Annotated in this window: 26 protein-coding genes and 3 tRNA genes; 19 read left to right on the top strand and 10 right to left on the bottom strand. The window is 67.2% G+C overall.

Annotated features, from left to right (window positions below):
* The first annotated feature begins 66 nt into the window (after window positions 1-66).
* The 3 genes from NM962_04950 to NM962_04940 are packed head-to-tail and all read left to right on the top strand — an operon-like array spanning window position 67 to window position 3,105.
* Window positions 67-1,233, top strand: coding sequence for a zinc-binding dehydrogenase (locus tag NM962_04950; GenBank protein UVO13465.1), 1,167 nt, complete (start codon window positions 67-69; stop codon window positions 1,231-1,233).
* A complete protein-coding gene (locus tag NM962_04945; protein ID UVO13464.1) occupies window positions 1,230-2,354 on the top strand; it encodes an ATP-dependent 6-phosphofructokinase in 1,125 nt (374 codons plus the stop codon). Before NM962_04950 ends, NM962_04945 begins: the two co-directional genes overlap by 4 nt.
* The gene (locus NM962_04940; protein ID UVO13463.1) at window positions 2,347-3,105 is read left to right on the top strand and encodes a class I SAM-dependent methyltransferase; all 759 of its coding nucleotides are present in this window, start codon (window positions 2,347-2,349) and stop codon (window positions 3,103-3,105) included. The genes NM962_04945 and NM962_04940 overlap by 8 nt, the downstream gene beginning before the upstream one ends.
* Window positions 3,106-3,391: 286 nt before the next feature.
* On the opposite strand, the gene NM962_04935 is transcribed toward NM962_04940, so the two are convergent.
* Genes NM962_04935 through NM962_04920 form a run of 4 tightly spaced genes read right to left on the bottom strand, consistent with a single transcriptional unit; the run spans window position 3,392 to window position 5,887 of the window.
* Window positions 3,392-4,009, bottom strand: coding sequence for an RES family NAD+ phosphorylase (locus NM962_04935; GenBank protein UVO13462.1), 618 nt, complete (start codon window positions 4,007-4,009; stop codon window positions 3,392-3,394).
* Window positions 4,002-4,517: a hypothetical protein gene (locus NM962_04930; GenBank protein ID UVO13461.1), complete on the bottom strand. Its 516-nt coding sequence runs from the start codon at window positions 4,515-4,517 to the stop codon at window positions 4,002-4,004. Before NM962_04930 ends, NM962_04935 begins: the two co-directional genes overlap by 8 nt.
* Window positions 4,518-4,565: 48 nt before the next feature.
* Entirely contained in the window at window positions 4,566-5,426 is an 861-nt protein-coding gene (locus tag NM962_04925) for a cytochrome c biogenesis protein CcdA (protein UVO13460.1), read from the bottom strand.
* Window positions 5,423-5,887 (bottom strand): redoxin domain-containing protein, encoded by a 465-nt coding sequence (locus tag NM962_04920; protein UVO14553.1) that lies wholly within the window; start codon window positions 5,885-5,887, stop codon window positions 5,423-5,425. Before NM962_04920 ends, NM962_04925 begins: the two co-directional genes overlap by 4 nt.
* Before the next feature lie 92 nt (window positions 5,888-5,979).
* Here NM962_04920 and NM962_04915 point away from each other — a divergent pair, with 92 nt between their 5' ends.
* Genes NM962_04915 through NM962_04905 form a run of 3 tightly spaced genes read left to right on the top strand, consistent with a single transcriptional unit; the run spans window position 5,980 to window position 7,952 of the window.
* Complete coding sequence (locus NM962_04915; GenBank protein UVO13459.1) at window positions 5,980-6,417, top strand: SRPBCC family protein; 438 nt, start codon at window positions 5,980-5,982, stop codon at window positions 6,415-6,417.
* An 11-nt stretch (window positions 6,418-6,428) separates the two neighbouring features.
* Window positions 6,429-6,890 carry a cyanase gene (gene cynS, locus NM962_04910; protein ID UVO14552.1) on the top strand — a complete coding sequence of 154 codons (462 nt, stop codon included), beginning with the start codon at window positions 6,429-6,431 and terminating at the stop codon, window positions 6,888-6,890.
* Window positions 6,891-6,899: 9 nt separating this feature from the next.
* Window positions 6,900-7,952, top strand: coding sequence for a patatin-like phospholipase family protein (locus NM962_04905; protein ID UVO13458.1), 1,053 nt, complete (start codon window positions 6,900-6,902; stop codon window positions 7,950-7,952).
* 28 nt (window positions 7,953-7,980) lie between these two features.
* On the opposite strand, the gene NM962_04900 is transcribed toward NM962_04905, so the two are convergent.
* Window positions 7,981-8,814, bottom strand: a complete 834-nt coding sequence (locus NM962_04900) for a hypothetical protein (protein UVO13457.1) — start codon at window positions 8,812-8,814, stop codon at window positions 7,981-7,983.
* An 11-nt stretch (window positions 8,815-8,825) separates the two neighbouring features.
* A complete protein-coding gene (locus NM962_04895) occupies window positions 8,826-9,542 on the bottom strand; it encodes an MBL fold metallo-hydrolase (protein UVO13456.1) in 717 nt (238 codons plus the stop codon).
* Between the two features lie 295 nt (window positions 9,543-9,837).
* Between NM962_04895 and NM962_04890 the strand changes: the two genes are divergently transcribed.
* From NM962_04890 to rplA, 11 genes are all read left to right on the top strand, one after another.
* Window positions 9,838-9,910: transfer RNA gene (locus NM962_04890), tRNA-Thr, on the top strand.
* A gap of 39 nt (window positions 9,911-9,949) precedes the next feature.
* A tRNA-Met gene (locus NM962_04885) sits at window positions 9,950-10,023 on the top strand.
* A 38-nt stretch (window positions 10,024-10,061) separates the two neighbouring features.
* The gene (gene rpmG, locus NM962_04880; GenBank protein UVO13455.1) at window positions 10,062-10,229 is read left to right on the top strand and encodes a 50S ribosomal protein L33; all 168 of its coding nucleotides are present in this window, start codon (window positions 10,062-10,064) and stop codon (window positions 10,227-10,229) included.
* Window positions 10,230-10,241: 12 nt separating this feature from the next.
* The gene (hadA, locus tag NM962_04875; protein UVO13454.1) at window positions 10,242-10,718 is read left to right on the top strand and encodes a (3R)-hydroxyacyl-ACP dehydratase subunit HadA; all 477 of its coding nucleotides are present in this window, start codon (window positions 10,242-10,244) and stop codon (window positions 10,716-10,718) included.
* Window positions 10,705-11,133, top strand: coding sequence for a (3R)-hydroxyacyl-ACP dehydratase subunit HadB (gene hadB / locus NM962_04870; GenBank protein ID UVO13453.1), 429 nt, complete (start codon window positions 10,705-10,707; stop codon window positions 11,131-11,133). Before hadA ends, hadB begins: the two co-directional genes overlap by 14 nt.
* 12 nt (window positions 11,134-11,145) lie before the next feature.
* On the top strand, window positions 11,146-11,646 hold the full coding sequence (gene hadC / locus NM962_04865; protein ID UVO13452.1) for a (3R)-hydroxyacyl-ACP dehydratase subunit HadC: 501 nt from the start codon (window positions 11,146-11,148) through the stop codon (window positions 11,644-11,646).
* Between the two features lie 159 nt (window positions 11,647-11,805).
* A tRNA-Trp gene (locus NM962_04860) sits at window positions 11,806-11,878 on the top strand.
* 77 nt (window positions 11,879-11,955) lie between these two features.
* A complete protein-coding gene (gene secE / locus NM962_04855; GenBank protein UVO13451.1) occupies window positions 11,956-12,408 on the top strand; it encodes a preprotein translocase subunit SecE in 453 nt (150 codons plus the stop codon).
* A 22-nt stretch (window positions 12,409-12,430) separates the two neighbouring features.
* Window positions 12,431-13,210: a transcription termination/antitermination protein NusG gene (nusG, locus tag NM962_04850; GenBank protein ID UVO13450.1), complete on the top strand. Its 780-nt coding sequence runs from the start codon at window positions 12,431-12,433 to the stop codon at window positions 13,208-13,210.
* Between the two features lie 25 nt (window positions 13,211-13,235).
* Window positions 13,236-13,664: a 50S ribosomal protein L11 gene (rplK, locus tag NM962_04845; protein UVO13449.1), complete on the top strand. Its 429-nt coding sequence runs from the start codon at window positions 13,236-13,238 to the stop codon at window positions 13,662-13,664.
* A 140-nt stretch (window positions 13,665-13,804) separates the two neighbouring features.
* Window positions 13,805-14,512 (top strand): 50S ribosomal protein L1, encoded by a 708-nt coding sequence (rplA, locus tag NM962_04840; GenBank protein UVO13448.1) that lies wholly within the window; start codon window positions 13,805-13,807, stop codon window positions 14,510-14,512.
* A gap of 140 nt (window positions 14,513-14,652) precedes the next feature.
* Here rplA and NM962_04835 read toward each other — a convergent pair whose 3' ends face one another.
* The 4 genes from NM962_04835 to NM962_04820 all read right to left on the bottom strand — a co-directional run bounded on the left by NM962_04835 (window position 14,653) and on the right by NM962_04820 (window position 18,949).
* Window positions 14,653-15,543: a cyclopropane mycolic acid synthase family methyltransferase gene (locus NM962_04835; protein UVO13447.1), complete on the bottom strand. Its 891-nt coding sequence runs from the start codon at window positions 15,541-15,543 to the stop codon at window positions 14,653-14,655.
* Window positions 15,544-15,701: 158 nt separating this feature from the next.
* A complete protein-coding gene (locus tag NM962_04830; GenBank protein UVO13446.1) occupies window positions 15,702-16,565 on the bottom strand; it encodes a cyclopropane mycolic acid synthase family methyltransferase in 864 nt (287 codons plus the stop codon).
* A 117-nt stretch (window positions 16,566-16,682) separates the two neighbouring features.
* Window positions 16,683-17,588 (bottom strand): alpha/beta fold hydrolase, encoded by a 906-nt coding sequence (locus tag NM962_04825; protein UVO14551.1) that lies wholly within the window; start codon window positions 17,586-17,588, stop codon window positions 16,683-16,685.
* A 5-nt stretch (window positions 17,589-17,593) separates the two neighbouring features.
* Window positions 17,594-18,949, bottom strand: a complete 1,356-nt coding sequence (locus NM962_04820) for an AarF/ABC1/UbiB kinase family protein (protein ID UVO14550.1) — start codon at window positions 18,947-18,949, stop codon at window positions 17,594-17,596.
* 192 nt (window positions 18,950-19,141) lie between these two features.
* Between NM962_04820 and NM962_04815 the strand changes: the two genes are divergently transcribed.
* Entirely contained in the window at window positions 19,142-23,311 is a 4,170-nt protein-coding gene (locus NM962_04815) for an NEW3 domain-containing protein (protein UVO13445.1), read from the top strand.
* Complete coding sequence (locus tag NM962_04810; protein UVO13444.1) at window positions 23,311-24,225, top strand: ROK family protein; 915 nt, start codon at window positions 23,311-23,313, stop codon at window positions 24,223-24,225. Before NM962_04815 ends, NM962_04810 begins: the two co-directional genes overlap by 1 nt.
* Window positions 24,226-24,227 lie beyond the last annotated feature (2 nt).

Genomic DNA, 24,227 nt, shown 5'->3' with positions numbered 1-24,227 from the left:
TCGTGCGGGCTCGCCGCCCCGGTCGTTGACACCACGCCCGCCGGGCACCCTCGTAGGCTGGAAATTGTGAAAGCCGTCAGCTGTAGCAATGCGCAACTCGAAGTCGTCGACCTGCCCAGTCCGATCCCAGCCAGAGGCCAGCTGCTCATCGACGTGCTGCGCTGCGGTATCTGCGGATCTGATCTGCACGCCCGACAGCACTGCGACGAGGTGGCCGATGTCATGGCCTTGACTGGGTACGACGGATTTATGCGGTCGAATCAGCAGGTGGTGCTCGGACACGAAGTCTGCGGCGAAGTACTCGATCACGGTCCCCGCACCCGGACGGCGCCACGCCCCGGCACCCGGGTAGTCGCATTACCGCTGTTGCGGAGCGGTGACGCTGTCCATGCGATCGGGTTGTCGGAATCGGCGCCGGGAGGCTACGCCGAGCAGATGCTCGTCGAGCAGTCGCTGACTCTGCCCATTCCCAACGGCCTGTCGGTGGACGCGGCCGCACTCACCGAACCGATGGCGGTCGCCTGGCACGCCGTGCGGCGTGGCGAGGTGCGCAAGCGCGACGTGGCGATCGTGATCGGTTGCGGACCGATCGGCCTGGCGGTGGTGTGCATGCTCAAAGCCCGCGGTGTGCGCACGGTGATCGCCAGCGACTTCTCGCCCGGCCGCCGCGCGCTGGCTACCCGATGCGGCGCCGACATCGTTGTCGACCCGGCCGTCGATTCGCCGTACGCCGCGGCGGCGGGCCACGGCCACCTGGAGAAGGCACCGGATGCGCTGAGCTTGGCGGTGGGCACCGTCGAAAAGCTGTACAAGGCGCGGCTGCCGTGGTGGCATGTCTGGCGGGCCGCCGAAGCCGTCGGCGCCGCCACACCTAACCGCCCAGTGATCTTCGAATGTGTCGGGGTGCCGGGTGTCATCGACGGCATCATCGCCGGTGCCCCACTGTTCTCCCGGGTGGTGGTGGTCGGGGTGTGCATGGGAACCGACGCGATCCGGCCGGCGATCGCAATCAACAAGGAAACCGACCTGCGGTTCGTATTGGGTTACACACCAATGGAATTCCGAGATACCCTGCACATGATCGCCGAAGGTAAGGTCGACGTCTCGCCGCTGATCACCGGCACTGTCGGACTGGGCGGGGTGGCGAATGCGTTCGACGCGCTGGCGGACCCGGCCCGCCATGCCAAGGTTCTGATCGATCCCAAGAGCCCGGTGCAGGAGGTCCAAGCGTGACGGCGAGCATCAAGCGCATCGCGATCAGCACTGGTGGCGGTGACGCGCCCGGCCTCAACGCTGTCATCTACGCCGCCACCATGGCTGGTCGAAGCCGAGGCTGGGACGTGGTCGGGATCCGCGACGGCTACAACGGGCTGCTGCTGGGCGACGAATACCCCGATGGCGGACTGATCGAGCTGACCCGTAACCGGGTGCGCGGCATCATCCACCAGGGCGGCACCATCTTGGGCAGCACCAACCGCGGCAACCCGATCGCGTACCCGGTGCAGCAGGCCGACGGCAGCTGGAGTGAACAGGACCGCACCGACGAGCTGCTGCAGCGCATCGCAGAACGCGAGATCGACGCGCTGATCACCATCGGCGGCGACGGTTCCCTGGCGATCGGCAACCACCTGCACCAGGCTGGGCTGCGGCTGGTCGGGGTGCCTAAGACCATCGACAACGATCTGGAGGGCACCGCGGCGACGTTCGGCTTCGACAGCGCAGTCGATTTCGCCTCGGAGTGCATTGATCGGTTGTTCTCCACCGCGACCTCGCACAGCCGGATCATCGTGGTGGAGGTGATGGGGCGCTACGCCGGCTGGATTGCGCTGCACGCCGGGCTGGCCTCCGGGGTGCATGCCATCTTGCTCCCGGAGATCCCGTATCGGCTTGAACCAGTGGCTGCGCTGATCAACGAACGCGCACAACGCGGTTCGACGTACTCCATCGTCTGCGTCGCCGAAGGCGCCAAGCCGGTGGGTGGCGAGCTCACTGTGGCGGGCAAGGCGGTGGGTCAGGCTGAACGCTTGGGCGGCGTCGGCGCCAAGGTGGCCGCCGAACTCGAAGCGCTCACCGGGCGCGAGTCTCGTGCCGTCGTACTTGGGCACCTGTTGCGTGGTGGTTCGCCGTCGTCGGGTGACCGGCTGCTGGGGCTGCGGTTCGGCGCTGCCGCGGTGCGGGCGCTCGACGAGGGGCGCAGCGGGGTGATGGTGGCCCTCAATCCACCGACAGTGGATTACGTGCCGTTGGCTGAGGCCACTCGACAGCAGAAAACCGTTCCACTGGACTGTGATTCGATCCGGACCGCTCGAGACCTGGGTATCAGGTTCGGCGACGAGAGCCTGCACCATGACTGAGGCGCCTCGCCATCGCGGCGACTACGGCATCGACGGATCGTTTCACCGGGTGCCGCTAGGCGGCCAGCTCGCTGCCCTGGCGATCGGGTGCCTTGCGTTGGCGGTCTACGGCGGCATCGCCCTGGCCCGCGGTCCGCAGTGGGCCGGCGTGGCGGCATTCGTCCTCGATGCCGGGATCTTGGCTCAGGTCGGGCTGTATTGGCATGCGACGCGGGCCGGCAAGTTCAAGGTGTGGGACGACGTTCTCGATGGGCTGCGGTTGCGCGGCGACGAAACAGTGCTGGACATGGGATGTGGGCGAGGTGCGGTGTTGTGCGCCGCGGCCAAGCGGCTGCCCGGCGGCCGGGCGATCGGAGTCGACCTGTGGCAGGCCGACCAGACCGACAACTCAGCTGATGCCACCGTGGCCAACGCCGCACTCGAAGGGGTTGCCGACCGGATCGAGGTGCGCACCGGCGACATGACCGCGTTGCCGCTGCCCGACGCCAGCGTCGACGTGGTGGTGTCCAACCTGGCGATCCACAACATCGGGTCCCGCGAGGGCCGTCGACGTGCGCTGACCGAGGCGGCCCGGGTGCTGCGGCCCGGCGGCCGGTTGGCCATCGCGGACCTGTGGGAGATCCGCAACCACGCGGACCAACTGCGTGAATTGGGTTGGTGCGACGTGACATGGCACAACCTCGGTTGGCGAATGTGGTACGGCGGGCCATGGACTTCGACCCGGCTGGTCACCGCAACGAAACCCGGTTGAGCCCCGGGCTCGGTCACGTCTGTCTCAGGCGTCACGGGTGGGCGGCGGTGTGGTGTGTGCCCGCCTCTGAGCGACAAGCGGTGCTATGTCAGGCCGTGGCGGCACCGGTGGGCAATTGTGCCTCGGCGAGCCCCAACGCGAGTTGACATAACCAACGTTGTCGCTCAGAGGCGGGCACATGCCCACATCCTCCGGGGCTGTGACGGGTGGGGCTGTGACGGGTGGGGCTGTGACGGGTGGGCCTGTCACGGGTGGGTGGCGGTCACGGTCGCGCGAGTGTGCGGGCTCAGTACGCGACGGTAAACCCGTGCCGCAGAACCAGGTCCGCGGTCACGTCCGGACGTTCCGCGAGCGGCCAGCACTCGACCGTGAATGCTCCGCCGTCGAAGAACGCATAGTTGACCGAAGTCTCCGGGGTGGTGCGCGAGCGGTAGACGATCGCGTCCGGGCACTCGTCGGGCTCGGGCCACCAGCGTCGCAGGGCATCTGCCAGGTGCTGGCAGGTGGCCCACACCGCGTCGTGCTGGCCGGTGCTGATCTGGTCGTCGACGCCGAGCGCATCAAGATTGCGCTCGGTGCGCAGATCGAGCACCCGCAGGTGCCGGGCGGCGGAGAGCCGCACCAGGTGGTGGCGGGCGTGATCGCTGGGGATCATCAGCCCGGTCAGTCGATAGCGTTCCCGGAAGGCTCCGGCGAGATCGGTTGCCGCGTAACGGGTGCGGAACCCGCCCGACGGCGGATCGAAGCGATAGCGCGGTTGGCCGAAACCGTCCCAGGTCCACTGATCGGGGTGCTCGGCGTCGAGGCGCCACAGCTGAGTGCCGGCGGCGATCCGTCGGCGGCGCAGTCCGCTGGGCCGGGCATCGGGCAGCGGCGCCCGATAGCCGGCGGGGAGTTCAGGCACCGAGTGAGGTGAGCAGTCGCCGTGCGGCCGGCGCGGTCTCGCTGTGGCGCAGCGCCTCGGCGATCGAGATGCCGCCCAACTCGTCATGAGTGAGCCGCATGATGCGGTCCGCTGCCAGTGGGTCGGTGGTGAACCGGCCCAGTAGCTCCAGGATCTCGGTCAGCTCGGGGCGCAGCCGGGCGTCGTCGAATTGCCAGGCCGGGAACCAGGTCTGGTTGCCCACGGCCGCGCCGATGAGCTTGCCTCGGCTGCGCAACCGGTGCACCGCCTGCGGTGTGCCCAGTCGCAGCAGATCCTGGACCTTAGGGGTGGGCAGCGCCCCGGCCACGAAGTCATCGACGAGGGCCGCGCGGCGCTGGTCGTTCAGGGCGTGGGCGGCGATGCGCTCCAACGTGCCCTGCGGTGCCGTGGGCGCCTCCAACAGCGCGTCGAGGACAAGGGCGAACCCGGCGTCGGTACGGGCGCGTTCGGCGACCTGACGGGCGATCGGGGCGACGGCGGTGGGCATGCGCCCAATGCTACCCGTCGCTGCTCAAGATTGAAACAATCGAAACAATCATCTGGGAGTAGACCGGTGTCGGCGTCGCAGCGCTCGCCAACCCAGTGCGCCGGCCACCAGCGCGACGATCGCCCCTAGCAGCGGCCAAACACCCAGTGTGTCGACCTGATCGGCCAACCAGGACTGCACCGCAACCGCCGCGTCGATCACGGGATCGTCGGCGTCGCCCTCGGCGAAGTACAACCGGATCTCGTAATAGCCGTAGTAGCTCACGTACAGCCCGGTCAGCAGCACGATCACCCCGGCGATCCGTCCCACATACGGCAGGACCCGCCGCAACGCGGAGCTGGCCGCAGAACCCGCCACGGCCACCGCCAGCGCAGCAATACCGACGGTGATGCTCATGCCCGCGGCGTAGGCGATGAACGCCAGCACTCCGGCCACCGTCGAACCTTGCCGAAACGTCGTACTGATCACCGCCAGAAACGGCGCGATCGTGCAGGACAGTGACGCCACGGCGTAGCCGACGCCGTAGCCGTACATCGACCCCAGCCGCGCCGTGGGTGTCCGGCCCGCCGTGCTGGGCAACAGCAGTGGGAACTCGCGGCCGGCCAACAGCCAGGCGCCCAGCGCCAGCAGCGCCACGCCGATCACCACGGTGGCGAACGGTAGATACTTCTGCGCGGAAGCGATCAACGGCGAGACGGCCAATCCGAAGATCCCGAACACCGTCAGGAATCCGGTTGCCATCACCATGGTCGCCAGCCCTGCCCGCGCCAATGCCACCGGTCGTGAGGTGTCTCGGCTGGTGGCGATCACCAGACCCAGATAGCCGGGGAGAAACGCGAATCCACACGGGTTCAGCGCGGCCACCAGCCCCGCCCCCAGGGCAAAACTGAGTGCGGCGGTGTCGATCACGAACCCGTCAGGGCCTGCAGTCGCTTGTTCAGCTCGGCTTCGGCCAGCGAGCCCGTCACCACCTCGACCCGGCCGTCCGGCCTGACGAAGGCGTACGCCGGCTGTCGCGTCACCCCGAACCTGGCCCATACCGCGGCGTCGGTATCGGCCAACTCGGTGAACTCGTCGACGCCGTACCTGTCGACAAAGGCCCGTAACGCGTCCAGCCGGTCTTGCGCGCCCACGCCGACGAAGGTCACCTTGGGGTGTGCGGCGGCCAGTCGAGCGACCATCGGTGCATCCCGTTGGCAGAGCGGACACCAGGGCGCCCAGAACCACAACACGGCTGGTCGGCCGACCAGACTGGCGCCGGAAAACGGTCGGCCGTCGAGGGTTTGGGCGGCGAAATCAAGTTGGGTGTTCTCGGCCCGGGTTTGCGATCCGCAGCCGAAGAGCAGTACGGCTATCGCCACCACAGCCATGAGCAGTACGGCCGATTGGCGACGCCCAGAGGCCTTGTCGTGCGGCATACCGGCGAGTATGCCACCGCAACCTGCGGGGCTAAGGTGCTGCCATGGCACGCGGACGCCTGGAGCACACCGTCGACATCGCTGCGCCGCCAGAAGCCGTTGCGGCGTTTCTGGCCGATCTGGGCAACTATGAAGCCCTGCACCCGATGCTGGTGGACGTGCGGCAGATCCCCGGCGGCGCCGACGGCGTCACCCGATACCTGGCTCCGCATCGCATGCGCCTTTACGGAATACCGATCCGGTTCACCTGCCGGGTAGAACTGCGCGAAAGCGCGCCCGGCGAAATCCGCACCCACACCCTGCAGCGGCCCGGTATCGAGATGTGGTCAACCATGACGGTTCGCCCGCACGCCGGCGGCGCCAGACTGCACGAACTGGTCGACGTCAGTGCCCCACGGATGTTGATGAAGACCGTGCTGCGCGACGGCGGCAGCTCCCACACCGCAATGTGGGACAACCTGCGTCGCTATTTCGAACAGTGAGCGAGGCGGGCATGCTGGAAGCCATGAACCGAAGCCAGATCACCGAGCAGATCATCGCCGCCCGCCTCGCCAAGGGGCTGACCTGGCAGGAATTGGCCGACGCGATCGACAAGCCGGTCGTGTGGACCACCTCGGCACTGCTGGGCCAGCACCCCATCCCCGCCGAATCGGGCAAGGTCCTCGCGAACCTGCTCGGACTGGACCCGGCGGTGGTGCCGGTACTGGCCGCGGTACCGATGCGCGGCGGGCTCACTGCGCCCCCCACCGACCCGACCATCTACCGGCTTTACGAAGCGGTGGGCGTGTACGGCCCGGCGATCAAGGAACTGATTCACGAGCAGTTCGGTGACGGCATCATGAGCGCGATCAACTTCAGCATGGACATCGAGCACAAACCGCACCCGGGAGGTGACCGGGTGGTGATCACCTTCGACGGTAAATTCCTTCCCTACGAATGGAATTCGGCGGACTAGCGTCAGTCGATGGCCACTCGTCGAGCGCGCGACTCCCAACCGCTGACCGCCGACCTGGTGCTGTCCGGCGGGGGAGTGCGCTTCGTCGGGTTGGTGGGAGCGGTGGTTGCTCTGATGGATGCCGGCTACTCGGTGCAGCGCATCTCCGGGGTGTCTGGCGGCTCGGTGGTGGGCACGATTCTGGCCGCCGCCGCCCAGGGTGACCAGCTGACCGCAGCACAGGTCAAAGACCTGGCGCTGTCAGTGCCGCTGCACACCTGGCGCGACGCGGGGCCGGTCCCGCTGGTCGGACCGGTGTGGGGGTTTCTGCGCGACAGCGCCCTGTATCGCGGTGACGTCGCCCACGATTGGATCCGCGCTGAGCTGGCGAATCTCGGGGTGCGCACCTGGGGAGACCTGGGCTACCACGCAGCGAACCTGATGCCCGAGCGGCGCTACCGAGCCGTGGTCACCGTGACAGACGTGACGACCGGGCAGCTGGTTCGGCTGCCGTGGGACTACCGGCGGGTGTACGGGCTCGACCCCGACGAGCAGTCCGTCGCCGACGCAGTGCGCGCCTCGATGGCCGTCCCGTTCTTCTACCGGCCGGTGACGCTGACCAGCGCCGCCGGGCTGCGCTCCACCCTGGTCGACGGTGGGGTGCTGTCGAACTTCCCGATCTACACCTTCGACCGGCTCGACGGCCGAGCACCGCTGTGGCCCACGTTTGGGGTAACGGTGGTCCCGGAGCTCTCCGACGGAATCGGCGCCATGGTTCCGGTGCTGCGGCCGCTGCAGCTGTTCGGGCAGTCACTGCTGTTGGAGAACCTGATCAGCACCATGCTGGTCGGCCACGACCAGACTTACCTGAACCAGCCGTGGGTCAGTGTGCGGGCCATCAAGGTCAACTCCACCGATGTCAGCGTGCTGGACTTCGACATCTCCCGTGACCGGCTCGAAAAGCTCTACGACAACGGCTACACCGCGGCCCGGGAGTTCCTGTCCACCTGGGACTGGCCGGCCTACCTGAAGCGGTTCCGTGCCTCGCACTACCCCAGCGCGGACACCACCGAAACCGACTGATGCCCGGGTTGTGCGGCGGTTCCAGGGTTCAGCTGCGATGCTTGCCCAACTCCGCACTGGGGTCGCCGAGCCGCACCGTGATGTCGGTGTTGCCGGCCGCCTCCAACTGCTCGCGACCGCGCAACCGGTCCTGGATCTCGCGGGCTGCGCCGTTGATCCGCTCGATCTCGCCGCGGAACACGTCCGGGCGGGTCTCTTTGCTGGCGTAGTGGAAGTAGCTGAGCAGACTGCGCAGCAGCTCCAGCTTCTGCTTTTCGCGCTTGGCCAGGTCGTGTGTCGTCATCAACTCGACCCGCCGCACCGGGGGCAGGTCACCCCAATCGAGGACCACCTTGTTCTCGTACCGAGGCTGCTTGCCCCGCCGTCCGAACCAGCCCTTTGGCTCGTCGGGGCTGTCGGCGTAGCTGACCGTCCCGGTGAACCGTGACTCGATGCCCTCACCTAGCTCGGCCCGGTCGATCGCCGAGTCCCACACCGTTCGCCATTCCTGGTTCGGCGCCAGCACCGTCAGTTCTTCGGGCAGTTGCAGCGCGACGACGTCGGCGTAGCCGTCTGAGGCGGTTTCGTAGCGGGCCACCGTCGGTGGCTGGTCGAACGCGAACCGGATGTCGTAGGCCGCGGTCTTGCCGAAGTTACGGACCACCAGCTCGATGACGTGCCAATCGGCGGCGTGCGGCTCCATGAACATCGCCACCTGCGGGCGGGTCTGCTCGGCGGCCAACCGGCGGTTGCGCTGCAATTGACGGTTCAAATAGAACAGCGCCAGCACGGTGATAGCGATGGCCAGCCAGGCGGCCCAGGCCAGCCAGGCATCCGCGCCCGCGTGCGCGACGTCGTACAAGCGGTCCTCAACTGATCCCATCAGCTATCCCCTCATCCGCCCATCAGCATGCGCCACCGGTCCAGGCTTCCGGCGCTGAATACGTAGTTGGATCGCTTCACCTCGGAAAGGGCGGCGCTCGGGTCGGCCGAATACCAATGGCCGGGGAACACCGTCGGGTCGCCCGGTAGGGCCGCCAACTGCTGCAGGCTGCGATACATCTCGTCGGAGTCGCCACCCGGGAAGTCGGTGCGTCCGCAGCCTTCCAGGAACAAGGTGTCGCCGGCAACCAGCCGACCGTCCAGCAGGAAACACTGGCTGCCCGGGGTGTGTCCGGGCGTGTGCAGTAGCTCGATCTCGATGTCGCCGATGCTCACCTTGTCGCCATGTTCGTGCGCGGTCAGATCCGACATCGGAATCTCGGTGACACGCGAAACCCACTGTGCCTCATGGGTGTTCACGTGAACCGGAACGCTGACCCGTTCCAGAAGTTCGGCCAGGCCCTTGAGTTCGAAGCCCATCATCTTGCCGCCGACGTGATCGGGGTGGTGATGGGTGACCAGTACGCCGGACAGCTGCATACCGTCGGCCTCGAGCGTGTCGAGCAGATCGCCGGCGGCGTAGGCCGGGTCGACCACGACGGCGTCGCCGGTCTGCCGGTCGCCGATCAGGTAGGCGAAGTTGCGCATCTGGGCGGCCATTGGGTCTCCGGCCGCGAAATCGCGTCCGGAGAGCAGCTGGCGGAAATACAGCCGGTCGGATTCGGGCACGCCCTCCAGCCTAAAGCAGCGGCGATTGCAAGCGCGGCGAAGCCGGGCGCCGCAGGTCGGCGCTGTTTGCGGGGGTCGATTGCAAGCGCGGCGAAGCCGGGCGCCGCAGGTCGGCGCTGTTTGCGGGGGTCGATTGCAAGCGCGGCGAAGCCGGGCGCCGCAGATCGGCGCCGCTAAGTCCCCACTAAGCCAACGGGGTCTGGCCAGCGTCTGTCATCGCGGTTTGGTGACCTCGTGGGCAAGGTTGTAACCTTCTACAGGCTTGCAGCACCAGAAAGGGTCGCTGTAGGTGAAGGCCCCCTTAGCTCAGTCGGCAGAGCGTTTCCATGGTAAGGAAAAGGTCAACGGTTCGATTCCGTTAGGGGGCTCGGTGGACGCCAGTCGGTGCGCCGACTAGCGCCGATCGGGGCGGTGTAGCTCAGCTGGTTAGAGCGCACGACTCATAATCGTGAGGTCGGGAGATCGAGCCTCCCCACCGCTACTGCAAGCAATTCGACATGTGAACGAAGGACGACAGACGTGGCCTCCAGTACTGATGTGCGGCCGAAGATCACCTTGGCCTGTGAGGTGTGCAAGCACCGCAACTACATCACCAAGAAGAACCGCCGTAACGACCCCGACCGGCTGGAGCTGAAGAAATTCTGCCCCAACTGCGGCAAGCACGAGTCGCACCGCGAATCTCGCTAAGTAGGTCGAGCCGTGTCGTTGGCAGACCGTCTCGCTGGGGCGCACTACCGCTATCCCGACCACTACGACGTGGAACGGGAGAAGATCCGCGAGTACGCGCGCGCGGTCAAGGCGGTGGACTTGGCCAGTCTTGATCTGCGGGCGGCAGCCGATCTCGGCTACGACGGGCTGGTGGCCTCGCTGACCTTCATCTCGGTGTTCGGGCACATGGCGATTTCGGGTTTCTTCGAGCATTGCGGTGTCACCACCGATGACGCTCAGATCGTCCAGGTCGACCAGAAGATCGAGTTTCACCGGGCGATCAAGGAAGGCGACCGACTGTTTTGCGACGTGTCGGTCGAATCGGTTCGCCGCGCACACGGCACCGACATCATCGTGACTCAACAGGTGGTTACCAACCACGCCGGTGAAATCGTGCAGAAGACATATACGACACTGGCGGGCCGCGCCGGCGAGGGAGATAAGGGTTTCACCGATGGCGTTGCGTGAGTTCAGTTCGGTCAAGGTCGGCGATCAGCTGCCGGAGCGGGTGATCCCGCTGTCGCGGCAGGACCTGGTCAACTACGCCGGCGTGTCCGGCGACCTGAACCCGATCCACTGGGATGACGAGATCGCTCAGCAGGTGGGCCTGGACACCGCCATTGCCCACGGCATGCTCACCATGGGGCTCGGCGGCGGCTACGTCACGTCCTGGGTGGGCGACCCGGGCGCGGTGACCGAATACAACGTGCGTTTCACGTCTGTGGTTCCGGTGCCCAACGATGGCAAGGGCGCTGAGATCACCTTCAGCGGCCGGGTGAAGTCTGTCGACTCCGAGTCGAAGACGGTGACCATTGCGCTCACCGCCACCACCGGTGGCAAAAAGATCTTCGGACGAGCGGTCGCTTCCGCCAAGCTGGCTTAGGGGCGCGGTGCCATGGCGATCAAAACTGATATCCGAGGCATGATCTGGCGCTATCCCGAGTCGTTTGTGGTGGGCCGCGAAAAGATCCGCGAGTTCTCCCGGTCCATCAAGGCTGAGGACCCCGCCTATTACGACGAGGCGGAGGCGGCCAAGCTGGGCTACGAGTCGCTGCTGGCGCCGCCGACGTTCGTGGCGATACTGGCGAAGTTGGTGCAGTCCGACTTCTTCCGCCATGTCGACACCGGCTACACCACCATGCAGATGGTGCAGGTGGACCAGGGCTTCAAATACCTCAAACCGATCAAGGCCGGCGACACGCTGTACGCCCGGATGGAGATCGCCTCGGTCAACGAGCGTTTCGGTGCTGACATCGTGACGACCCGCAACATCTTGACCAACCAGGATGGCGACGTGGTGCTCGAAGCGTTCACCACGATGATGGGTCACGACGGCGACGATTCGGTCAACCTGCGCTGGGACGCCGAATCCGGTCAGGTCGTCCGAACAGCCTGATTAGCAACTGGCCGCAGCGGCGAGGTACACTCGAACCTCGGGGTTTTCCCAGCATTAGCGCGCTTTCCGTGATGCGAACGGGGGGCGCGCGAATTGTGTGAGCCGGTGACGGCGAACAGGTGAAGCTTCCGAACCCGCAGGTTGGTACGCCAACCGCGAAGGGGCGTAGCTCAACTGGCAGAGCAGCGGTCTCCAAAACCGCAGGTTGCAGGTTCAAGTCCTGTCGCCCCTGCTGACGTGCCATGGTGGACACTGGACACCATGCGCGGTACGGCAATGAGGTAAGCGCGAACAACGAAGGAGCATGCGGTGACCGACGAGCTCGACCGTCCCGACGCCGCAGCCGACGGCGATAGCGATGCCGAATCCGGCAGCAGCAGTCGCACGGCCGTGGTGAGCAGGCAGGTCGGCGACCCGCTGCGGCCCACCGGCAAGCGTTCGCGGCGTCGTGGTGCCGGCGACGGCGCTGACGACGTGGAGTCCACGGCTACCGAATTGGACGCGGAAGACGCCGCGGACGCCGAGAAGGCCAAGAAGAAGGCGAAGAAGAAGGCCGAAGGGCCCTCGCGCAACCCACTCGTCTTCATTCTGAATTTCCTCAAGCAGGTCGTCGGCGAACTTCGCAAGGTGATCTGGCCGAACCGCAAGCAGATGGTCACTTACACCGCGGTGGTGCTGGCCTTCCTGGTCTTCATGGTGGCGTTGGTCGCCGGGGCAGACTACGGATGGGCCCGGCTGGTGCTGCTGGTGTTCGGCGAGTGAAGTTATAGGAAGGACTGAAACCGTGACTACCTTCGACGGCGATACGCCTGCGGGCGAGCCGGTCGACGTGGCGGAGACCACTGAGGTTCCCGCTGAGGACTCCGCGCTGGAGGCCACCGAGTCCGCCGAGGCCACTGAGGCCCCCGAGGCGGCCCAGGACGAGCCGGCTGAGGAACTCGACCCCGCGGTGGCGCTGAAAGCCGAACTGCGCTCCAAGCCGGGCGACTGGTACGTCATCCACTCCTACGCCGGGTACGAGAACAAGGTGAAAGCCAACCTCGAGACCCGCGTGCAGAACCTCGACGTCGGCGACTACATCTTCCAGGTGGAAGTGCCCACCGAAGAGGTCACCGAGATCAAGAACGGCCAGCGCAAGCAGGTCAATCGCAAGGTGCTGCCGGGCTACATCCTGGTGCGGATGGACCTGACCGACGACTCCTGGTCCGCGGTGCGCAACACCCCGGGCGTCACCGGGTTCGTCGGCGCCACCTCGCGGCCGACCTCGCTGCCGCTGGACGACGTGGTCAAGTTCCTGCTGCCGCAAGGTGCGGCGAAGAAGCAAGCCCGGGGCGGAGCGGGTGCAGTGAGCACCGCAGCAAGCGAGGGCGGTCTGGAGCGGCCGGTCATCGAGGTCGATTACGAAGTCGGCGAGTCGGTCACCGTCATGGACGGCCCGTTCGCCACGCTGCCCGCCTCGATCAGCGAGGTCAACGCCGAGCAGCAGAAGCTCAAGGTGCTGGTGTCCATCTTCGGTCGCGAGACACCAGTGGAACTGGGCTTTACCCAGGTCTCCAAGATTTAGTACGTAGGAAAGGAAACACCCCCTCATGGCCCCGAAGAAGAAGGTCGCCGGGCTTATCAAGCTTCAGATCAAGGCTGGCGAGGCCAACCCCGCGCCGCCGGTCGGACCCGCGCTTGGTCAGCACGGCGTGAACATCATGGAGTTCTGCAAGGCGTACAACGCCGCGACGGAAGGCCAGCGCGGCAACGTCATCCCCGTGGAGATCACCGTCTACGAGGACCGCAGCTTCACCTTTGCGCTCAAGACCCCGCCCGCGGCGCGGATGCTGCTCAAGGCCGCCGGTATCGCCAAGGGATCGGCCGAGCCGCACAAGACCAAGGTCGCCAAGGTGACCTGGGACCAGGTGCGCGAGATCGCCGAGACCAAGAAGGCCGACCTCAACGCCAACGACATCGAGGCCGGCGCCAAGATCATCGCCGGTACCGCCCGCTCCATGGGCATCACCGTCGAGTAGTACGCCCGTTGACTCTGCGCTGACGGTGGAAAAGTGCGAGTAAGAACCACCGTGGACGCAGAGTCAACGCAAGGAAAGCGTGGGAGGGCCAGCTTCGGCCCGACTTTCACCACGACCCAACCACTGAGATTGGACACAAGATGAGCAAGACCAGTAAGGCTTACCGCGCCGCCGCCGAGAAGGTGGACCGCGACAACCTCTACACCCCGCTGGCTGCCGCCAAGCTGGCCAAGGAGACGTCCTCGACCAAGCAGGACGCCACCGTCGAGGTCGCCATCCGGCTCGGTGTCGACCCGCGTAAGGCCGACCAGATGGTCCGCGGCACCGTCAACCTGCCGCACGGCACCGGTAAGACCGCCCGCGTGGCGGTGTTCGCGGTCGGTGAGAAGGCCGAGCAGGCCATCGCCGCCGGCGCCGACGTGGTCGGCAGCGACGACCTCATTGAGAAGATCCAGGGTGGATTCCTCGACTTCGACGCCGCGATCGCCACCCCGGACCAGATGGCCAAGGTCGGCCGCATCGCCCGCGTGCTGGGCCCGCGTGGTCTGATGCCCAACCCGAAGACCGGCACCGTCACCCCCGACGTGGCCAAGGCCGTCGCCGACATCAAGGGCGGCAAGATCAACTTCCGTGTCGACAAGCAGGCCAACCTGCACTTCGTCATCGGCAAGGCGTCGTTCGAAGAGGCCAAGCTGGCGGAGAACTACGGCGCCGCCCTCGACGAGGTGCTGCGGCTCAAGCCGTCGTCGTCCAAGGGCCGTTACCTCAAGAAGGTCACCATCTCGACGACCACCGGCCCCGGTATCCCGGTGGACCCGGCCGTGACCCGCAACTTCGCGGCTGAGTAAGCCACAGCGAAAAGCCCCCGCCTAGGCGGGGGCTTTTCTGCGTTCTGAAGGCGACGGCGCCGCAGCCGCGAGTGGCAATCTCACGACGCAACACGCCGATGACGTGTCGTGGAATTCCCCCTCGAGGCGGAGGGAAGCGGCTAGGGCGCTTGCTTGGCGTAGGTCACCAGGCTGACGTCCAGCGACTCATCGGTGAAGTAATACTCGCAGCCGCGCAGGTACTTCATGTAGCGCTCGTAGACCTCTTCGGACTGGATCGCGACGGCCTCGGCGTGGTGAGCCTCGAGTGCGTCGCCCCAGATCTTGAGCGTCTTGATGTAGTGCGGCCGCAGCGAAAGCGCCTCGGGCACAGTGAAACCGGCCTTCTCGCCGTGCTCCACCATCATGTTGGTGGTGGGCAGCCGGCCACCCGGGAAGATCTCGGTCAGGATGAACTTGATGAACCGCGCGGTCTCGAACGTCAGCTTCTTGCCGCGCGCGTTGAGCTCGTAGGGGTGAAAGCTCACGCTGCTCTGGATCGTCATCCGACCGTCGGCCGGCATGATGTCGTAGCTGTTCTTGAAGAAGTTGTCGTAGTTTTCGAAACCGAAGTGCTCGAACGCCTCGATCGAGACGATCCGGTCCACCGGCTCGTCGAACTGCTCCCAGCCCTGCAGCAGGACCCGCCGCGACCGGTCGGTGTCGATCTCGTCCAGCAGGCTCTGCGAATACGCATGCTGGTTCTTCGACAGGGTCAGGCCGATGACGTTGACGTCGAACTTCTCGACGGCGCGCTTCATGGTCGCACCCCAGCCGCAACCGATGTCCAGCAGCGTCATCCCCGGGCGCAGGTCCAGCTTGCCCAGGTTCAGGTCGAGCTTGGCGAGCTGGGCTTCTTCCAAGCTGGCGTCGGGCGGCTCGAAGTACGCACAGCTGTACATCCGGGTCGGGTCCTGGAACAGCGCGAAGAAGTCATCGGACAGGTCGTAGTGGGCCTGGATGTTTTCGAATTTCGGGCGCATGTCCGCGGTCCGGGTCGATTTGTCCACCATCTGTGACTGATTGCCTTCCTGATGAAACCCGCTGTGACCGGCCGAGATAACCGCCTTGTTTTTCCGTGCCGGTCAACTGTTGCAGCTTAGCGGGTCGAGGGGTGAATCGGTTGACGCGAAATGTAGCCAAGCCGGATCCCGCGGCAGGCCGATCCCGACTATTTCTGCAGCGTGTACTGGTGGACGCTGGTGTTTCCGTTGCGGAACAGTTCCACGCAGCCGTTGAGGTACTTGTCGAAGCGGTCGTACGCCTCCTGGCCCTGCACCTCGATCGCCCGCTCCTTGTTGGCCGCCAACATCGCCGCCCAGTCCTGAAGGGTGCGTGCGTAGTGCGGCCCGATCTCGTCGTCCCGAGTCACGGTGAAACCGGCGTCGGCGGCGTACTTGCGGGGCAACCACGCCGACGGAAGCTGCCCGCCGGGGAAGATCTCCCGCATGATGAACAGCGTGAACTTGGCCAGCGACATTGTCATCGGAATGCCCTTGGCCTGCGCCTCGTCCTGACCGCTGATCGCGGTGATCGTGTGCAACAGCATCCGGCCGTCGGCGGGCAGCGCGTTGTAGGTGATCTCGAAGAAGTCCGGCCAGCGGTCGCGGCCGAAGTGCTCGAACGCGCCGATCGACACGATCCGGTCCACCTTGTCGGTGAACTCCTCCCAGCCCTGCAGTCGCACCTCGATGTTGCGGCTGGTGTCCACCTTGGACAGCTTGTCGATGGCGTACTGGCGCTGCTCGCCACTGAGGGTGAGCCCGATGACGTTGACGTCGTACTTTTCCAGGGCACGCTGCATGCAGGCCCCCCAACCGCAGCCGATGTCCAGCAGCGTCATGCCGGGCTCCAGGCCCAGCTTGCCCAGCGCCAGATCGAACTTGGCGATCTGCGCCTCGTCGCAGGTGGTGTCCTTGTCTGGGTAGAACCCGCAGGTGTAGCCCATCGTCGGACCTAGGAACAGCTCGTAGAACTCATTAGAGATGTCGTAGATCGACTGCAGTTCCTCGTACTTCGGTTCCAGCTTGGGCATGGCTTAGTTCACTCGCGATCTTCTCAAAATGGGGGGAGAGTGTGCACAGACTACCGTTGCTCATCTGCTATGAGCACTTCGGTGTGGTTTTGACCACTGAGTGGTCACCGAGCGAGATTACCGCGCGGCGGCAAATGTCGTGGTCAGCTCGCTGATTACCGGATCCCACAACTCTTCGGGCAGGTCGTGGCCCATGCCCTCGAACAGCACCAGCCGGGCGCGATCGATCGCGTCGGCGACTGCCCGTCCTCCTGAGGGGCGCATCAGCTTGTCGGCCAGGCCGTGGATGACCACGGTCGGCGCGGTGATCAGTCGGTCATAGGCGGCCAGGCTGCCGCTGGCCAGGATGGCGCCGAACTGACGGGCGATGCCCCACGGGTAGTAGCTGCGTTCGTAGGCCTCGATGATGTTGGCCCGAAGTTGGTCTTCCGGTGCCGGGTAGCGCGGACTGCCGATGATCCGGCTGGCCCGCACCGCGTTGTCGATGATGACGTCGCGGGGGGAGTTCGGTGACGGACCGGTCAGCAGCGCCATCAGTGCGCGCGGTGCCGGCGGGGGAAGGAAACGCCGGTTGTTGCTGGAGAAGATGACGGCCAGCGAACGCGTCCGCGGTGCGAACCGTGCGGCGAACACCTGCGCGATCATGCCGCCCATGGATGCACCGACGACGTGCGCCTGCTCGATCCCTAGGTGGTCCAGCAGGGCGGCGGCGTCGTCGGCCATGTCCTCGAGGGTGTAGACGGCCGGGCTTGGCTTGCCCAGCCAGAATCGCGCCATCCGGGGGACCAGTGCGCCACGGGCATGTTCGCGTCCCAGCTTGGTGGACAGGCCGACGTCGCGGTTGTCGTAGCGGATCACCCGCAGGCCGTGGGCGACGAGCTTCTCGCAGAAACCGGTGCGCCACAGCAGCAGCTGGGCGCCCAGTCCCATCACCAGCAGCACTGGCGGATCCTCGGGGCTTCCCATGTCTTCGTAGAAAATCTCCAGATCGCCCGAGCGGGCGGTACCGCTGCGCATCTCCACCACGGTCATTCTCCCGGGTTGTCGTCGTTGTCTTTGTGCTCGCGGCTGACGTCGACCATGAAGTTGGCGAAGTAGCCGGTCAGCTGCGGATCGGACATCATCTGCCAGCGTGGCGCCAGCAGTTTCATGTAGCGCTCGACATAGAGGAACTGCTTGCCGATGAGCACCAGCTCGCGGGGCAGCTTGACGTCGTAGGCATCGGCTAGCGCTCCGAGTTGCTTACCGATCTCGGCGTACGACATGTCGCCCAGCGATTTCATCGTCAGCGGGGTGGCGAATGCCTCGAGGTCCTTGGCGGCCTGGCCCTCGGGTTTGACGGTGCCCACCGCGCCCATCAGCACCACGATCTTGCCGGCCGCGGCGTGATCCTTTTTGACCAGCAGTGCGTAGACCAGCTCGCGCAGCAGCCACCGGGTGCGGGGGTCGATGCGGCCCATGATCCCGAAGTCCAGGAACACCACCCGGCCGTCGTCATCCACCAGCAGGTTGCCCGCGTGCAGGTCGCCGTGGAACAACCCGTGCCGCAGACCGCCCTCGAAGGTGGAGAACAGCAGCGCCTTCACCAGCTCCACGCCGTCGAAACCGGCCTTGCGGATGGCGGGGGCGTCGTCGATGCGGATGCCCGCCACGCGCTCCATCGTCAGCACCCGCTCGCTGGTGAAGTCCCAGTGCACGTCGGGCACCTTGATGTTGCGGCCGAGCGGGGAGGCATGCAGGTGCGACACCCAGGTCTGCATCGACTGGCCCTCGATACGGAAGTCCAGCTCTTCGGCGAGGTTGTCGGCGAAGTCGGCGACCACGTCGCCGGCCGACAGTCGCCGACCCAGCTTGGCCAGCTCCACCAGCTGGGCGAAGCGTTTGAGGATCTGCAGGTCGGCCGCGACCCGTCGGCGGATGCCGGGCCGCTGGATCTTGACCACGACCTCCTCGCCGCTGTGCAGGGTGGCGAAGTGCACCTGGGCGATCGAGGCCGAGGCGACCGGGGTCTCGTCGAACTTCGCGAACAGCTCCTGCGGTTCGGCGCCCAGTTCCTCGATAAAAAGGGCATGTATCTCGGCCGGGTCGGCCGGCGGCACGGAGTCCAGCAGTCCGCGGAACTCCCGCGACAGCGCTTCACCGAACGCGCCGGGGCTCGAGGCGATGATCTGGCCGAACTTGACGTAGGTGGGGCCCAGGTCGGCGAACGTCTGCGGCAGCTCGCGGATCACCTTCTGCTGGATCGGCCCGGGTCCTAGCAATCGGGTGAAGACTCGGGCGGCGGCGCGGGTGAGCTGCCAGCCCGTGGCGCCGATGCGGGCCGCCTCAACCGGCAACGGCACCCGGTCCAGCTGGGCCACCTGGCGGGGTGGGGTCGAACTCATTGCTGCAGTCTGCCAAATCAACGGCGGGAGTTCTCCGCCAGCGCACCCGGCGCCCTCGAACCCGGCGATGAGTTCGTACATGGTGGCGTCGTCGATGCCCGCCAGCCGGGTCCGACATTTAGCCACGCACACCGAAGGCAGCCGGTCGCCGAAAGGCTCCGCTCGGCGGGCGCGCATCCGTAGGTTTGTGTCATGCGGATCCTCGACGTCGAATCGACCGAGAAGTTCGTCGGGCCGGCCGACGCGCCCGCGCAGCTGGTCCGGGTGGACTACCGCGACGCCGAGGTGGCGACACCGCTGCGGATCGACGGCGACGGGCTGGTCGGCGAGGCCCTAGCCGAGCCCGGAAGCGGTGTCGTCGAGGTGCCAGTGATCGTCGACAACCCGGTGCCGGGGCAACAGCGGGCCGCCCAGGTCAACGGCAGCAGTTTCACGTTCACCGTGGCCGAACCCGGCTGGACCATGTTCATGATCGGCCACTTCCACTACGACCCGGTGTGGTGGAACACCCAGGCCCACTACACCAGCGTGTGGACCGAGAGCCCGCTCGGCGCGTGCCGGCAGACCAACGGCTTCGATCTGGTGCGCGGGCACCTGGACTGGGCCCGCGACAACCCCGAGTACAAGTTCGTCCTGGCCGAGGTCGACTACCTCAAGCCGTACTGGGACACCCACCCGCAGGACCGGGCCGAGCTCCGCCGGCTGATCGCGCAAGGCCGGGTCGAGGTAATGGGCGGCACCTACAACGAGCCGTCGACCAACCTCACCGACGCCGAGACCACGATCCGCAACCTGGTGGCCGGGATCGGCTTTCAGCGCGACATCATGGGCGCCGCACCGGCCACCGCCTGGCAGCTCGACGTGTTCGGCCATGATCCGCAGTTCCCCGGCCTGGTCGCTGACGCCGGACTGTCCTCCAGCGCCTGGGCGCGCGGGCCGTTTCATCAGTGGGGTCCGATGGCCGATCGAGGCGATCCGCGCCGCATGCAGTTCGCATCCGAGTTCGAATGGATCGCGCCGTCCGGGCGCGGCGTGCTGACCCACTACATGCCCGCGCACTACGCGGCCGGCTGGTGGATGGACGCGAACGCGACCCTGGCCGCCGCCGAGGACGACGTCTACCGGTTGTTCACCGAGATGAAGAAGGTCGCCGCCACCCGCAACGTGCTGCTGCCGGTGGGCACCGACTTCACCCCGCCGAACCGTTGGATCACCAAGATCCACCGGGACTGGAACGCCCGCTACACCTGGCCGAAGTTCGTCTGCGCCGTGCCGAGTGAGTTCTTCGCCGCGGTGCGCGCCGAACTGGACCAACGCGGTGTGAACCCGTCTCCGCAAACCCGGGACATGAACCCGATCTACACCGGCTGTCACGTCTCCTATATCGACACCAAGCAGGCCAACCGGGCGGCCGAGCAGGCGGTCCTGGGCGCCGAGCGCTTTGCGGTGTTCGCCGCGGCGCTGGCTGGGGTGGACTACCCGGAGGCGGCACTGGCCAAGGCCTGGGCGCAACTGTCCTACGGCGCCCACCACGACGCCATCACCGGCTCGGAAGCCGACCAGGTCTACCTGGACCTGCTGACCGGCTGGCGCGATGCCTGGCAACTGGGCGCCGACGCCCGCGACAACGCCCTGACGGTGCTGTCGGGGTTGGTGGAGACCGACGCCGGCGGCGAAAGCACCGTGGTGTGGAACCCGGTGGCCGCCGACCGTACCGACGTCGTCACCGTGCATCTGGCGACACCGCTGCCGGCCGGGGCGCGCGTGGTTGCCCCCGACGGCACCGAATGTCCGACCCACGTCGAACACGACGGCAGCACCGTCAGCTGGCTGGCCCGCGACGTGCCCTCGCTGGGCTGGCAGGCCTACCGGCTCACGCCCACCGCGAATGCCGACGGCTGGCAGCCGGTGCCCGGGACCGCGATCAGCAATGAGCACCACCAGCTGACCGCGGATCCGGATCGCGGCGGCGGCATCTCCTCGTGGCGCCACCAAGGCCGCGAAATGATCATCGCGGGGGGCCTGGGCAACCAGCTCGCCGTCTACGACGAATACCCCAAACACCCGCAGTCCGGGGAAGGACCGTGGCACCTGGTGCCCAGCGGCAACCTGTTCACCTCCGCAGTCGCGCGCGACGTGACGGTGCAGGCCTACCGCGGGCCGCTGGGGGAGCGGCTGGTGGTGTCCGGCCGGATCCGCAGCGTGCTGGCCTACACCCAAACCCTGACCCTGTGGCACGGCGTGGACCGGGTGGATTGCTCCACCACCATCGACGAGTTCACCGGCGCCGATCATCTGTTGCGGCTGCGCTGGCCCTGCCCGGTGCCCGGTGCCATGCCGGTCGCCGAGGTGGCCGACGCCGTCATCGGCCGCGGCTTCGGCCTGCTGCACGAGCCCAGCGGACTTTCGGTGGACACCGCGCAATATCCTCGGACCCTCGATACCCCCGCCAACCGCTGGTTCGGGCTGTCGGCAACCGCGCGAATCAGCGTCGGCGACGGCAGCCGGGCGGTCTCGGTGGCTGAAGTGATTGTCGCCGGCGCGCCGGCGCGGGGCCTGATGGTCGCGCTGGTGCGTGCCGGGGTCACCGCCACTTGTTCGGCGGCCGACGGACCGCGCTACGGCAACCTCGACATCGACTCCAACCTGCCCGACACCCGTATCGCGCTGGGCGGGCCGGACCGCAACGCCTTCACCCGGGCGGTGCTGGACGCCGCCGATCCGGCCTACACCGCCGAGCTACACCGCCAGCTCGATCGGCACGCCGGGGCCCGGGTGTGGGTGCCGGCGGCCAAGCCCCTCACCGAGGTCTGGGTGCCCGGGGCGGACCTCACCGGCCCGCGCGCCCTGCCGGTGCTGGTGATCGCCGGCCGCGACGACGACAGTTTGGTGGCCGAGATCGCCCGGGTGGCCGACGACCTGGCCGACGCCGAGATCGTGGTGGACCAAGACGTCCGCGCCGAGATGGAGTCCTTCGAGGCGCGCACCGTCGCACTGATCAACCGCGGCGTGCCCAGCTTCGCGGTGGATTCCGCGGGCACGTTGCACACCGCCCTGCTGCGATCGTGCACCAGCTGGCCGTCGGCGGCCTGGGAAGACGACCCGCGCCGTACGGCGCCCGACGGCAGCGCCTTTCAACTGCAGCATTGGACGCACACCTTCGACTACGCACTGGTGACCGGCGACGGAGATTGGCGCCAGGCGGCGATTCCTGAGCGCAGCGCCGCATTCGCCGACCTGCTGCGGGCCGTGGCGGTGACCGGGGGTGATGGCCGGCTCCCGACGAGCGGCTCGCTGCTGCGCATCGACCCCGCCGAGGGGGTAAGCGTGGGGGCGCTCAAGGCGGCGGGCAACCCGATGGCGCGGTGCAGCGCGCAGCCCGTCGACCCGACCACCGTCACACTGCGGTTGGTCGAGACCCGCGGCGCCGACGCCGCTGTCACGCTGCGCAGCGACCTGGGCCCGGTGACCGTGTTGGGGCGGGCGGATCTGCTGGAGCAGCCGTGCGAGCACCCTGCGCCGGACCGGCTGCACGGCTACGAGATCGCTACCGTCACTGCTCGGCTCGATATGGAAAAGCTGGGCACCGGCCGTCCCTTGGCCCCCGAATCCGAGGCAGCCCAACCGCTCTACGCCCGATATTGGCTGCACAACCGCGGGCCGGCTCCACTGGGCGGCCTGCCGGTGACCCCGGCGCTGCATCCGCACCGAGTCGACGCGGACGCGGGCGCACTGCTGAACCTGGAGCTGACCGTGGCCAGTGACTGTGTCGACGCGGTCCTGTCCGGTGCGGTGACGTGGCAGTGCCCGGCCGGCTGGGCGGTCACGCCGGCCGAACAACCGGCGCGATTGGCGGCCGGAGACCATGTGCGCATCCCGGTGCGGGTGACGGTCCCCGCAGACGCCGGCTCGGGGCTTTATCCGCTGCGCGCTGGACTTGACCTGTCCGGTGACGCGCCGCGCGCCTGGCGTCAGCCGGTCGAAGACGTGGCGGTGGTGCGCGTCGGCGATCCGGGTTCCGATCGGCTGCTGTATGTGGACGACCCGTCGGAGATCGAGGTCACCGCCGGACGCTCTGCCCGGCTGAGCGTCATGGTCGGCACCGACGCACACGCCGCACTGGCGGTCGAGGCACACCTGATCAGCCCCTGGGGCACCTGGGAATGGGCCGGCCCGCCGGCGCTGGGTGCGGTAGTGCCCGCTCGTGGCCAGGTGGAGCTGAGCTTCGACGTCGCCCCGCCGGCGTGGGCGACGGCGGGCACCTGGTGGGCGCTGGTCCGGGTCGGCGGCGCGGGCGCGCTGGCCTATTCGACCGCGGTGCGACTGGCCGTGCTGGCGCCCGTCACGGTGGGTGTCGACTGATGACCGCGGTCCTCGCGCTGGATGTCGGTGGCACCAAGATCGCCGCCGGCCTGGTCGATCCCGACGGATCACTGAGCTACACGATCACCCTGCCCACCCGGGCTGATCAGGGCACCGAGGCGGTGTGGGCGGTGGCGGCCGAGCTGATCGAGAACGTCCTGGAACGGGCCGGCGGGCGGGTGGATGCCGTCGGTATCGGCTCGGCTGGGCCCATCGACGTCAACGCCGGAACCGTCAGCCCGGTCAACATCGCGGGCTGGCGCGGGTTCGCGCTGCGTGACCGGGTGGCCGCCGCGGTGCCCGGGGTTCCGGTCCGATTGGGCGGCGACGGCGTCTGCATGGCACTCGGCGAATACCGGCACGGCGCCGGGCGCGGCACCCGATCCATGCTGGGCATGGTGGTCTCGACCGGCGTGGGCGGTGGTCTGGTCTTCGACGGGGCACCATTGCACGGCCGTACCGGCAACGCTGGCCACGTCGGGCACGTCGTGGTCGATCCCGACGGGGAGCGGTGCCGCTGCGGTGGCCGCGGCTGCGTGGAGACCATCGCCTCCGGTCCGTCGATGGTGCGCTGGGCGCTGGCCAACGGATGGACGCCGGAAGCGTCTTCGGCAGATGCCAAGGCGCTCGCTGCGGCCGCCGACGCCGGTGACCCCGTGGCGCTGCGGGCTTTTCGGCGCGGCACCGACGCGCTGGCGGTGATGATCACCTCGGTGGCGGCGGTGTGCGACCTGGATCTGGTGGTGATCGGCGGGGGAGTGGCCCGCTCCGGCGCTTTGTTGTTCGACCCGCTGCGGACCGCGCTGGCGCAGCGTGCCGGGTTGGACTTCGTAGTCGGCCTGCAGGTGGTGCCGGCCGAACTCGGCGGTGACGCCGGATTGGTGGGGGCGGCCGTGCTGGCCACCTTGCCTTGACT

This window comes from Mycobacterium sp. SVM_VP21, assembly GCA_024758765.1.
In the GTDB taxonomy this organism is placed as follows: Bacteria; Actinomycetota; Actinomycetes; order Mycobacteriales; family Mycobacteriaceae; genus Mycobacterium; species Mycobacterium heraklionense_C.
This window is presented reverse-complemented; position numbering and strand designations above follow the sequence as displayed.